Genomic DNA, 12214 nt, shown 5'->3' on the forward strand with positions numbered 1-12214 from the left:
CGTCTGCGCCGTCCCGGCGATCGATTCCTGAACCGATCTACTTCTGCTCCGCATTGGCGATTTCGCCGGCGGCGATGTCGCCCTTCAGTACGCCGGCGGTATCGGCGAGGCGCGCTTCGGCGGTTTCCTTGACATGCGCGGCGAGCGCCGGCACCCGCGCGATCAGCGCGTGAAAATCGTCCGCATCCAGCGCCAGCAGCCTGGTCTTGCGCGTCGCCGTCACCGTGCCGCTGCGGTTGGTCCGGTGCAACAGCGCGATCTCCCCGAAGAAGGTGCCGTCCGACAATTGCACCCGCTGGCTCGGCAGCTCGATCTCGACCTCGCCCGCGGTGATGAAATACATCGATGAGGCCGGATCGCCGCGCCGCACCAGGATCTCGCCGGACTCGATGGTCTGCGCGCGCAGCAGCCGCATGATGTCGGCGATCTCGGAAGCGCCGAGATGCGAGAACAGCGGCACCCGCGCCAGCATGCCCCACGTGACGACGAAATCACGCCGCCGGACTTCCTCGGCAAACGCCGTCGAGATGATCGCCACCGGCAGCGCGATCATCGCAAAGCCGACGACGATGGTGAACACCGACACGAACTTGCCGAGCGGCGTCACCGGCACCACATCGCCATAGCCGACCGTGCCGAGGGTCACGATCGCCCACCACATCGCTTGCGGAATGGTGCCGAACTTGTCGGGCTGCACATTGTGCTCGATCGCGTAAAGCAGCGAGGCGAACAGCAGCACCGCGCCGGTCAGGATCACCACGCAGCCGAACAGCGTGCGCCGCTCGGCGTGCAGCGCCGCCAACAGCGAGCGCAGCGCCGGCGAATAGCGGATCAGCTTGAGGAACGGCAGCATACCGAACAGCACCAGCACCCAGCGGTCGCCGATAGCCAGCGCAATCGCCGCCGGCAGGAACGACAAGAGATCGATGATTCCCAGCGCCGACAGCGCATAGTCGATGCGCGCCTGCATCGGCGTCATATCGCGCAGGGAATGTCCGACCACGGTCCAGAGCCGCGCCAGATATTCCAGCGCGAACGCCACCACCGCGCCGACCTCGATCACGGTGAACAACAGGCCGAACCTGGCGTCCAGTTCCGGCACCGAGGCCAGGATCATCGCCAGCACGTCGATGACGATGACGGCAACGATCAGCCGGACGAAGCGCGAGCCTACCGAATGCGGCAGATGATCGTGTTCGAGCAACTCGTAGAGGCGGTCCCGCAAATCCGGGTCGCTGATCGCGCGTCTACCCGGAGCCGTTCCCACTGTTTGCTGTGTCCTTGCTTATGCGCCGGCCGATTCTTGTTTAGTCATGGCCTGTTCGATCGCCGCCAGCGCCGCGTCGGCCTTGGCGCCATCCGGTCCACCGGCCTGCGCCATGTCGGGCCGCCCGCCGCCGCCTTTGCCGCCGAGCGCAGCCGAAGCGATCTTGACGAGTTCGACCGCGCTGAAGCGCGAGGTGAGATCGGCGGTAACGCCGACCACGACGCCGGCCTTGCCGTCCTCGGTGAGACCGACGATGGCGACCACACCTGATCCGATCTGCTTCTTGCCGTCGTCGACCAGGCTCTTGAGATCCTTGGTCTCGACGCCCTCGACCGCACGGGCCATGAGCTTGACGTTGCCGACTTCGCGCACACCGCCCGCTGCCGCCGCGCCATTGGTGGCGCCGCCGCCCATCGCGAGCTTTTTGCGCGCATCCGTTAGGTCGCGCTCGAGCTTCTTGCGCTCTTCCATCAGCGCTGCGATGCGCGCCGGCATGTCGTCGACCGTGGTGCGCAGCTCGGAGGCCGCGGTCCTGGCAATCGACATCGTGTCATTGGCGTGCTTGCGCGCATGACGTCCGGTCAGCGCTTCGATACGCCGCACGCCCGACGACACCGCGCTTTCGCCGGTCACGGTGATGAGACCGATATCGCCGGTACGCCTGACATGCGTGCCGCCGCACAGTTCGACCGACCAGCCGAGCGCGTTCTGGCCGTGCTCGCGGGACTGCTTGCCCATCGACACCACACGCACCTCGTCGCCGTATTTTTCGCCGAACAGCGCGCGTGCGCCGGCTTCGCGGGCCTCATCGACGGCCATTAGCCGCGTGGTGACTTCGTCGTTCTCCAGCACCACCTCGTTGGCGATATCCTCGACGCGGGCGAGTTCTTCCGGCGTGATCGGCTTCTGATGCACGAAGTCGAAGCGCAGCCGATCCGGCGCCACCAGCGAACCGCGCTGGGCGATGTGATCACCGAGCACCTGCCGCAGCGCCTCGTGCAACAGATGCGTCGCCGAGTGATGCGCGCGGATCGACGACCGCCTGGCGTGATCGACTTCGAGCTGCAGGGCCGCGCCGACTTTCAGGGTGCCCTGCTCGACCGTGCCAACATGCACGAACAGATCGCCGACCTTCTTCTGCGTGTCGGTGACGCGGAACTTGACGCCGCCCTCGCCCGTCATCAGACCGCTGTCGCCGACCTGGCCGCCGGACTCCGCGTAAAACGGCGTCTGGTTCAAGACGATCGCGCCGCTCTCGCCGGTTGCGATGCTGTCGGCATCCTTGCCGTCCTTCACCAGCGCCGTCACCACGCCCTCGGCGATCTCGGTGTCGTAGCCGAGGAATTCGGTGGCGCCGAGTTTTTCGCGCAACGGGAACCAGACGTTCTCACTGGCGGTGTCGCCGCTTCCGGACCACGACGCGCGCGCCTTGGCCCGCTGGCGATCCATCGCATCGGTGAACGAGGCCTGATCGACGCTGATGCCGCGCGATTTGAGCGCGTCCTGGGTCAGGTCGAGCGGGAAACCGTAGGTGTCGTACAGCGTGAATGCGGTATCGCCGTCGAACATGTCGCCTTTCTTCAGGCCTGCGCTCTTCTCGTCGAGGATTGTGAGGCCCCGCTCCAGCGTCTTGCGGAAGCGCGCCTCTTCCAGCCGCAGCGTTTCCTCGATCAGATTTTCGGCGCGCACCAGGTCCGGATAGGCCTGGCCCATCTCGCGCACCAGCGCCCACACCAGCCGATGCATCAGCGGCTCGCGCGCGCCCAGAAGCTGCGCATGGCGCATCGCGCGGCGCATGATCCGGCGGAGCACGTAACCGCGCCCCTCGTTCGACGGCAGCACGCCGTCGGCAATCAGGAAGGCCGACGAGCGCAGATGGTCAGCAATGACCCGGAACGACGCCGCGGTCTTTTCCTCTGGCGCGTGCCCGAGGGCGGAAGCGGTTGCATCGATCAAGTGACGGAAAAGATCGGTTTCGAAGACGCTGTCGACGCCCTGTAGGATGCAGGCCATGCGTTCCAGCCCGAGGCCGGTGTCGATCGAGGGACGCGGCAGCGGCTGGCGCTCTTCCTTCGTCACCTGCTCGAATTGCATGAAGACCAGATTCCAGAATTCGAGGAAGCGATCGCCGTCTTCCTCCGGGCTGCCGGGCGGCCCGCCCCAGATATGCTCGCCACGGTCGATGAAAATCTCCGAACACGGCCCACAGGGTCCTGTGTCGCCCATCGCCCAGAAATTATCCGAGGTCGGGATCCGGATGATGCGATCGTCGCTGAAGCCTGCAATCTTCTTCCAGAGATCGAAAGCCTCGTCGTCGGTGTGATAGACGGTGACGAGCAGCTTGTCCTTCTTGAGCCCGAATTCCTTGGTGACCAGATTCCAGGCGAGCTCGATCGCGCGCTCCTTGAAGTAATCGCCGAACGAGAAATTGCCCAGCATCTCGAAGAAGGTCAGATGCCGCGCGGTATAGCCGACATTGTCGAGGTCGTTGTGCTTGCCGCCGGCGCGCACGCATTTCTGCGAGGTGGTGGCGCGCTGGTACGGCCGCTTCTCGACGCCGGTAAAGACGTTCTTGAACTGCACCATGCCGGCATTGGTGAACATCAAGGTCGGGTCGTTGCGCGGCACCAGCGGCGACGACGGCACGATCTCGTGGCCGTTCTCGGCAAAGAAATCCAGAAATTTCGACCTGATATCGTTAACGCCGCTCATGTTCATCCAATCGGAAAATGGCCCGGTTCAGGCCCCAAATAGCCCGTTCCAGCGCATGATCCGCCAAAGTGTGATGCGGTTTGGCGAGAAGATCATGCGCAAATCAACGAGTTAGAGCGCGGCCGGACGCAAAACCGGTTGCCACTTTTGCTGGCCACGCTCCTCAAAACGCTTTTAGACAAGGCCAATCGCGGTGTCCAGAAACTGTGCAGGCGGATCATAGGCTTGCCGCAGCACACAAGACGGGTGGCAAGACTCGGTTGATTAATGCTGCGCCGCGTTGACAGACTTGGCATGGCCGTGTTTCCCTCCTATCTGTTGAAGACGTCACGTCGGGAGAGATCGGCTTAAGCGCCGGCGCCGAAGGAGCAACCGCCCCGGAAACTCTCAGGCAAACGAACCGCGTGACTGACTAGCATCTGGAAAGAGACGCCGAAGGGTTTTGGCCCCGACGCGTCCGCCGACGGGATAATACTCTCAGGCACAGCGACAGATGGGGCTTTCTTTCGGGTTTTTGGGGACTGGTCCCCGCGACCCCTTGAGGGCCTCTGGATGCTGGCACGCGACGAATCTCCCCTGAAACGTACCCCCCTGCACGCGCTCCATGTGGCGCGCGGCGGCAAGCTGGTTCCATTCGCCGGCTATGAAATGCCGGTGCAATACCCGGCCGGCGTGCTCAGGGAACACCTGCATACCCGCTCCAGCGCAGGCCTGTTCGACGTCTCGCATATGGGCCAGCTCGCTTTGCGCCCGAAGTCCGGCAAGGTTTTGGACGCCGCCCTGGCGCTGGAACGGCTGGTGCCGCAGGACATCGTCGCAGTAGCGCCGGGACGGCAGCGCTACGCCCAGTTCACCAATGGCGATGGCGGCATTCTCGACGACCTGATGGTGGCCAATTTCGGCGACCATCTGTTCCTGGTGGTCAACGCGGCCTGCAAGGCCGAGGACGAGGCGCATCTGCGCGCGCATCTGTCGGATGCCTGCATGATTGATTCGCTTTCAGACCGCGCGCTGGTCGCGCTGCAGGGCCCCAAGGCCGAATCGGCGCTGGCGAAACTTTGTGCAGACGTGACCTCGATGCGCTTCATGGATGCCGGTTCGCGAAAAGTCGCCGGTATCGACGCCTTCGTCTCGCGCTCCGGCTATACCGGCGAGGACGGGTTCGAGATTTCGGTGCCGGCCGATCAGGCCGAGGCACTGGTGACGGCGCTGCTGGAGAACGCCGACGTGCTGCCGATCGGGCTTGGCGCGCGCGATAGCCTGCGGCTGGAAACAGGCCTTTGCCTCTACGGCCATGACATCGACACCACAACGACGCCGGTCGAGGGCGCGCTGGAATGGTCGGTCCAGAAGAGCCGCCGCAACGGCGGCGCCCGCGCGGGCGGCTTTCCCGGCGCGCAACAGATTCTCTCGCAGTTCGAAAAAGGCGCAGCGCGCCGCCGCGTCGGATTGCGGCCCGAGGGCCGCGCGCCGGTGCGCGAAGGCGCGCTGCTGTTTGCGGATGCGGTTTCAACCGAGCCAGTCGGCAAGGTCACCTCGGGCGGATTTGGTCCGAGCCTCAATGCGCCGGTCGCGATGGGTTATCTGCCGACATCGCTCGCCGCCAACGGCACACAGGTTTTCGCCGAAGTGCGCGGACAACGCCTGCCGCTACAGGTCGCGCCGATGCCCTTCGTTCCCAACACGTATAAACGCTGAACCAGAGGAAGTTTCATGACGACGCTGTTCACCTCCGACCACGAATGGCTCCGCATCGAGGGCGATGTCGCCACCATCGGGGTCACCGACTACGCACAATCGCAGCTCGGCGACGTCGTGTTCGTCGAACTCCCCAAGGTCGGCCGTACCCTGAAAAAGGCGGAGGCCGCCGCCGTCGTCGAATCCGTCAAGGCGGCGTCCGACGTCTACGCGCCGATCTCTGGCGAAGTGCTCGAGGTCAACGAGGCGCTCGCCGCCGAGCCCGCGCTGGTCAATTCCGACGCCGGCGGCAAGGCCTGGTTCTTCAAGTTGAAGATCGCAGACAAGAGCGAACTTGGCGGCCTGATGGACGAAGCCGCCTACGCCAAGCACACGGCCTGAGATGATGAACGCGCGTATTCCCGTCATGCCCCGCGAAGGCGGGGCATCCAGTAACCGCCGGCAGTGGCGATTGAATGGCGCTGTCCCGGCGTACTGGATCGTCCGCCTTCGCGGACGATGACATCGAACTTGAACACAACGAGGCATCCCATGAACGCGCCGCTCAAGACGACTGCCACCGAGGCCGCCACCGATTTCGTGCGCCGCCACATCGGCCCCTCGCCCCGCGACATCGCGGCGATGCTGGAGACGACAGGGGTAACGAGTCTTGCGGAACTGATGGGCCAGACGCTGCCGTCCTCGATTCGGCAGAAGGCGCCGCTCGATCTCGGGCGCGCCTTGAGCGAAACCGAGGCGCTGTCGCATATGCGCGAACTGGCTTCGCAAAACCAGGTGTTCACCTCGCTGATCGGCACGGGCTATTCCGGCACCATCCTGCCCGCGGTGATCCAGCGCAACATCCTGGAGAACCCGGCCTGGTACACCGCGTACACGCCGTACCAGCCTGAAATCAGCCAGGGCCGGCTGGAGGCGCTGTTCAATTTCCAGACCATGATCTGCGACCTGACCGGGCTCGACGTCGCCAACGCCTCGCTGCTCGATGAAGCGACCGCCGCGGCCGAGGCGATGGCGCTCGCCGAGCGCCACTCGCAGGTGAAGGCGAAGGCGTTCTTCGTCGACAAGGAGGTGCATCCCCAGACGCTCGCGGTGATGCGCACCCGCGCCGAGCCCCTGGGCTGGACCCTCGTGGTCGGCGATCCCCTGACTGATCTCGACAAGACTGATGTGCTTGGTGCCCTGCTGCAATATCCCGGCACTTCAGGCGCTGTTCGCGACCTGCGGCCCGCCATCGCGTCGTTGCGCGCCAAGGGCGCGCTGGCGATCGTAGCGGCGGACCTGCTGGCGCTGACATTGCTCGCCTCGCCCGGCGAACTCGGCGCCGATATCGCCATCGGATCGGCGCAGCGTTTTGGCGTGCCGATGGGCTATGGCGGGCCGCACGCGGCCTATATGGCGGTGCGCGACGCGCTGAAGCGTTCGCTGCCCGGCCGCATCGTCGGGCTGTCCGTGGATTCGCGCGGCGCCCCGGCCTATCGGCTGGCGCTGCAGACCCGCGAGCAGCATATCCGGCGCGAAAAGGCCACCTCCAACATCTGCACCGCGCAGGTGCTGCTGGCGGTGATCGCCTCGATGTACGCGGTCTATCACGGCCCCGAAGGATTGACGCACATCGCCCGTACTGTGCACCGGCGCGCCGCCGCGCTCGCGGCGGGGCTTGCAAAGCTCGGCTTTGCGCCGAAATCGCAAAACTTCTTCGACACCATCACGGTGGACGTCGGCGCGAAGCGGAACGAGATCGTGGCGCGGGCGCTTGCCGAGCGGATCAACCTGCGGATCGGCGAGAGTACGCTCGGCATCTCCGTCGACGAGACCACTACGCCCGAGGTGATCGAGGCGGTGTGGCGCGCGTTCGGCGGCAAGCTGGCTTACGCGGACGTCGAAGTCAGCGCGCGCGAGGCGTTTCCCGCCGAGCTGAAACGAACGCGCGCGTTCCTGACCCATCCGGTGTTTCACGCGCACCGTTCCGAGACCGAGTTGCTGCGCTATATGCGCAAGCTCAGCGATCGCGATCTCGCGCTCGACCGCGCGATGATCCCGCTCGGCTCCTGCACCATGAAGCTGAACGCGACCTCGGAAATGATTCCGCTGACCTGGCCGGAGTTCGGCAACCTGCACCCGTTCGCACCGCCGGAGCAGGCCAAGGGCTATCATGCGCTGTTTGCACGGCTGGAGCAGTGGCTGTGCGACATCACCGGCTATGACGCGATCTCGCTGCAGCCGAATTCCGGCGCGCAGGGCGAATATGCCGGCTTGCTCGCGATCCGCGCCTATCATGCCGCGCGCGGCGAGCCGGATCGCAAGGTGTGCCTGATCCCTTCGTCGGCGCACGGCACCAACCCGGCCTCCGCCAGCATGGTCGGCATGGACGTGGTGGTGGTGGCGTGTGACGCGCGCGGTGACGTCGATGTCGAGGATCTCCGCGCCAAGGCGGACCAGCACGCGAAAGATCTCGCCGCGGTGATGATCACCTATCCGTCGACGCATGGCGTGTTCGAGGAGCACATCAGCGAGATCTGCGACATCGTGCATGGCCATGGCGGACAGGTCTATCTCGACGGCGCCAACATGAACGCCCAGGTCGGGCTGTCGCGGCCCGGCGATTACGGCGCCGATGTCAGCCATCTCAATTTGCACAAGACGTTCTGCATTCCGCATGGCGGTGGCGGCCCGGGCATGGGACCGATCGGCGTCAAAGCGCATCTGGCGCCCTATCTGCCGGGGCATCCCACGACCGACGGCGCGGTGCCGCATCCGGTCGGCCCGGTATCGGCGGCGCCGTTCGGCTCGGCGTCGATCCTGACCATCTCCTACATCTACATCTTGATGATGGGCGGCGAAGGGCTGACGCGGGCCACGGAGCTTGCGATCCTCAACGCCAACTACATCGCCACCCGGCTCGATCCGCATTTCCCCGTGCTCTACAAGAACGCCAAGGGACGGATCGCGCATGAGTGCATCGTCGATCCCCGCCCGTTGAAGGCGTCGAGCGGCGTCACCGTCGACGATATTGCCAAGCGACTGATCGATTACGGCTTCCACGCCCCGACCATGAGCTTTCCGGTGCCGGGCACGCTGATGATCGAACCGACCGAATCGGAATCGAAGGCCGAACTGGATCGCTTCTGCGATGCCATGATCGCGATCCGCAACGAGATTGCGGAAATCGAAAAGGGCCGCTGGAAGGTCGAGGCCTCGCCGCTGCGCCACGCCCCGCACACCGTGCACGACATCGCCGACGACGGCTGGCAGCGCGCCTATAGCCGCGTCGAGGGCTGCTTCCCGGCAGGCTCGGCGCGGACCGACAAGTACTGGAGCCCGGTCGGGCGCGTCGACAACGTCTATGGCGACCGCAACCTGGTGTGCTCGTGCCCGCCGGTCACCGACTACGCGCAGGCTGCGGAGTAACAAACGCTCCGATTCGCAGACGCACGCAACGCATCTGCGGGCCCGCGCTACGGCCCGACCAGCGTCGGATTCCAGCGCCACATCCGGTCGCTGGTCAGGTGCGTGCCGCCCCACCAGCGGTCGATCGGATTGTGGCGGCTGAAGTCTGCCTCGTGGCGAAGAACCGCTCGGCCGAAGTCGGTGATCGACAGCTGGCAACGCTGATAGGCCGATACACGATCGCGGAGATTTTCCCTGCTGAGTGACCGGGTCTCATCGAGTCCCGCCAGCGCCGGTACCGGTCCATGTGCAAGACCATCAAGAAGGTAGCCAAGCTCATATTCACTGAACACCCGCGTGCGGCGCAGCCCCCGATGATAGAACAATGCACTCTGGCGTCTGTATCCCGCTCCAACCAGTTCTAGCAACCGCAGCTCCGTAGCTCCAAGTCCTGTGGGGCCGGGAAGTTCCTTCAGCAGATCGGCCAGAGCCGGTCGCAACAGCGGCAAAAGCGCTCAAATCTCCTTTCAGCACATCAAAACAGGCTTCCGGCGTTGCCGATCGATAGGCCTGCCAGCCCAGCGAGGCTGTCTCGAATACAGCCGTTGTGACGGGGATGGCCGGGATATTTCCCTTGGCAAGAAAAGCGTCCTCCGCGCCGCTAAAATCGATATCAAGCAAACGTATCTTCAACTTGGATCAATATCGGGATCCGACGAAAAGAAATCGAGCAACCAGATCAATTGCAGCTGATCAGAAGGGGTCGGATCGAACCATAATTCAACCTCATCGTAGAGTTTGCAGAATTCAATCAGGCCGAGAGCCCTGCCGCCGCGACCACGCCGTAAGATATAGTCGGACCAGTGATCACCCTGGCCTTGGTCAGAACGCGCAGCAAGAAAGGAAGCCAAATTTTGCGGCGTGGGCAATTCGCCCCACGCGAATTTGAAGTTGAAGAAAACCGTGACATCGGCACGGTCTGTTTTCTCAAGACAAACCCGTGCAAACCGGTCAGGATCAGACGCTTCATAGCTTCGCTCGCTACACACCAACAAAAACGGGCACTGAGAACGTCGGCAACTCAACGTCCGCAGCACCCGTCATGTCGAAACTCAGGTTACACGAACCAGGTCTCGGAAAGCCTCACTCTTCGGCCTCGGGATCCTCACCGTCGGCGTCGCGCTCGGGCGAGCCGGCCAGAATCTGCTCGGCGATCAGGCCGGAGTTCTGGCGGATCGCCATCTCGATCTTGGCGGTCATATCAGGGTTGGCCTTGAGGAAGGCTTTTGAGTTTTCGCGGCCCTGCCCGAGCCGCTGGCTGTCATAGGAGAACCAGGCGCCGGATTTCTCGACGATGCCGGCCTTGACGCCGAGGTCGAGAATTTCGCCCATCTTGGAGACGCCCTCGCCATACATGATATCGAATTCGACCTGCTTGAACGGCGGCGCCAGCTTGTTCTTCACCACCTTGACGCGGGTCTGGTTGCCGACCACTTCGTCGCGTTCCTTGATGGCGCCGATGCGGCGGATGTCGAGGCGGACGGAGGCGTAAAATTTCAGCGCATTGCCGCCGGTGGTGGTTTCCGGCGAACCATACATCACACCGATCTTCATGCGGATCTGGTTGATGAAGATCACCATGGTGTGGGACTTGTTGATCGAGGCGGTGAGCTTGCGTAGCGCCTGGCTCATCAGCCGCGCCTGCAGGCCGGGCAGCGCATCGCCCATCTCGCCCTCGAGTTCGGCCTTCGGCACCAGGGCGGCGACCGAGTCGATCACCAGCACGTCGACCGCGCCGGAACGCACCAGCGTGTCGCAGATTTCCAGCGCCTGCTCGCCGGTGTCGGGCTGCGAGATCAGGAGTTCGTCGATGTTGACGCCGAGCTTGCGCGCATAGACCGGGTCGAGCGCGTGTTCGGCGTCGATGAAGGCGCAGATGCCGCCCTTCTTCTGGGCTTCCGCCACCGTGTGCAGCGCCAGCGTGGTCTTGCCCGAGGATTCCGGCCCGTAGATTTCGACCACGCGCCCCTTCGGCAGCCCGCCGACGCCGAGCGCGATGTCGAGCCCCAGCGATCCCGACGAAATCGTTTCGATGTCCATCGAGCGGTCGTTCTTGCCCAGCTTCATCACCGAGCCCTTGCCGAACTGGCGCTCGATCTGGGAGAGCGCGGCGGACAGGGCCTTGGTCTTATCCATGGAGGATCCTTCGACGATACGCAGGGCAGTAGCGGACATAGGTGGTGCTCCTTATGGCGGGGATTCGCTAGCGGGACAAACGGGCGACAAAATCTTTGGGAATCGACGGCTGATGGGAACCGTGTACCACGTTTGTTCTATGTTCGCAATATGTTCTTTTGAAAGTGCTGGGTGCTGGCCCCTTTCCGTCCCGCCAGATGGTTAGTGGTCCCTTTACAATTTTAGGAGTGGTCCCTTTGAGAACCCCTCAGCGTTCACGCTCCCAAGTGAGGGTGCCCACCACCTTCTTGCCGGGATAGACCGCGCTGGCCTGTTCGGCGGTTCGAATGGAGAGTTTATCTCCCTCCAGCTTGAAGAACCGGACTTGGGCCGTGCCGGTCAAAATCTCGTTCCACGATAGATCGACGTTGGTCGTAAGCTTGTCTCCATCGATTGTGAATTTGCCGGTGTAGACCATTAGCGATTTGAGGAGCGCGGCCGATTCCGCATCGTTCGTTGCAGGCTTGCGATCTGGTCTGGCGATCATGAACGCCGAGAATCCGTCAGGTGTGAAGACTGCCCTGCCTTTCGGATTGGGGCCGAATGGCTGAGCGGCTTCTCCATCGATAACTTGAATCGTCCATGAGGTTAGCTTCCAGCTACCCGATATCTGTTTCGCGACATCCTGCGCCAGAGCCAATCCAGGTTGGAAATAACAACAAGCAGCAACAGCGAGGGCAATGAGGCGAACCATATTTTCCTCCCTTGGATCAAATTCCATGCACTAGCTTAGTCTTGCCGAGCCCGCCTCAGTTGGCGGCCTCTTTCCATTTTGGACAAATCAGAGACGCCGGAGGAATGGTGGCTTCGGGGGCGGCGTCTCAGTGGGTGACGAAGCTTCCGGATTCGGTAACGAAAGTGAAAACTGAATGACTTGCCGCCCATAATGACGAGCCACCTTGTCTCGAAGGTCCC

9 protein-coding genes and 1 riboswitch are annotated in these 12214 nt (G+C 63.5%); of the genes, 3 read left to right on the forward strand and 6 right to left on the reverse strand.

Annotated features, from left to right (window positions below):
• Nucleotides 1–37 precede the first annotated feature (37 nt).
• Nucleotides 38–1225, reverse strand: coding sequence for a cyclic nucleotide-gated ion channel (locus tag FFI89_RS22085; RefSeq protein ID WP_246669221.1), 1188 nt, complete (start codon nucleotides 1223–1225; stop codon nucleotides 38–40).
• A 60-nt stretch (nucleotides 1226–1285) separates the two neighbouring features.
• Entirely contained in the window at nucleotides 1286–3979 is a 2694-nt protein-coding gene (alaS, locus tag FFI89_RS22090) for an alanine--tRNA ligase (protein WP_168212990.1), read from the reverse strand.
• A 322-nt stretch (nucleotides 3980–4301) separates the two neighbouring features.
• A riboswitch (glycine riboswitch) is annotated at nucleotides 4302–4392 on the forward strand.
• Between the two features lie 139 nt (nucleotides 4393–4531).
• Between alaS and gcvT the strand changes: the two genes are divergently transcribed.
• From gcvT to gcvP, 3 genes are all read left to right on the forward strand, one after another.
• Nucleotides 4532–5677, forward strand: a complete 1146-nt coding sequence (gene gcvT, locus FFI89_RS22095) for a glycine cleavage system aminomethyltransferase GcvT (protein WP_138829739.1) — start codon at nucleotides 4532–4534, stop codon at nucleotides 5675–5677.
• 15 nt (nucleotides 5678–5692) lie between these two features.
• Nucleotides 5693–6058 (forward strand): glycine cleavage system protein GcvH, encoded by a 366-nt coding sequence (gene gcvH, locus FFI89_RS22100; protein ID WP_138829740.1) that lies wholly within the window; start codon nucleotides 5693–5695, stop codon nucleotides 6056–6058.
• Between the two features lie 150 nt (nucleotides 6059–6208).
• A complete protein-coding gene (gene gcvP, locus FFI89_RS22105; protein WP_138829741.1) occupies nucleotides 6209–9085 on the forward strand; it encodes an aminomethyl-transferring glycine dehydrogenase in 2877 nt (958 codons plus the stop codon).
• 47 nt (nucleotides 9086–9132) lie between these two features.
• Here gcvP and FFI89_RS34980 read toward each other — a convergent pair whose 3' ends face one another.
• The 4 genes from FFI89_RS34980 to FFI89_RS22120 all read right to left on the reverse strand — a co-directional run bounded on the left by FFI89_RS34980 (nucleotide 9133) and on the right by FFI89_RS22120 (nucleotide 11993).
• Nucleotides 9133–9573, reverse strand: coding sequence for a hypothetical protein (locus tag FFI89_RS34980; protein WP_246669222.1), 441 nt, complete (start codon nucleotides 9571–9573; stop codon nucleotides 9133–9135).
• A gap of 180 nt (nucleotides 9574–9753) precedes the next feature.
• Nucleotides 9754–10161, reverse strand: coding sequence for a hypothetical protein (locus tag FFI89_RS34985; protein WP_246669223.1), 408 nt, complete (start codon nucleotides 10159–10161; stop codon nucleotides 9754–9756).
• Between the two features lie 46 nt (nucleotides 10162–10207).
• Nucleotides 10208–11299, reverse strand: a complete 1092-nt coding sequence (gene recA, locus FFI89_RS22115; RefSeq protein WP_138829742.1) for a recombinase RecA — start codon at nucleotides 11297–11299, stop codon at nucleotides 10208–10210.
• Between the two features lie 208 nt (nucleotides 11300–11507).
• Entirely contained in the window at nucleotides 11508–11993 is a 486-nt protein-coding gene (locus FFI89_RS22120) for a lipocalin-like domain-containing protein (protein WP_168212991.1), read from the reverse strand.
• Between the last annotated feature and the right edge of the window lie 221 nt (nucleotides 11994–12214).

The organism is Bradyrhizobium sp. KBS0727, assembly GCF_005937885.2.
GTDB lineage: Bacteria > Pseudomonadota > Alphaproteobacteria > Rhizobiales > Xanthobacteraceae > Bradyrhizobium.

Excerpts from the sequence above, each read along its gene's own strand:
- recA (WP_138829742.1), bottom strand. The coding sequence starts at position 11,299 with ATGTCCGCTACTGCCCTGCGTATCGTCGAAGGATCCTCCATGGATAAG.
- alaS (WP_168212990.1), bottom strand. The coding sequence starts at position 3,979 with ATGAGCGGCGTTAACGATATCAGGTCGAAATTTCTGGATTTCTTTGCC.
- gcvP (WP_138829741.1), top strand. The coding sequence starts at position 6,209 with ATGAACGCGCCGCTCAAGACGACTGCCACCGAGGCCGCCACCGATTTC.
- FFI89_RS22120 (WP_168212991.1), bottom strand. The coding sequence starts at position 11,993 with ATGGTTCGCCTCATTGCCCTCGCTGTTGCTGCTTGTTGTTATTTCCAA.
- gcvT (WP_138829739.1), top strand. The coding sequence starts at position 4,532 with ATGCTGGCACGCGACGAATCTCCCCTGAAACGTACCCCCCTGCACGCG.
- gcvH (WP_138829740.1), top strand. The coding sequence starts at position 5,693 with ATGACGACGCTGTTCACCTCCGACCACGAATGGCTCCGCATCGAGGGC.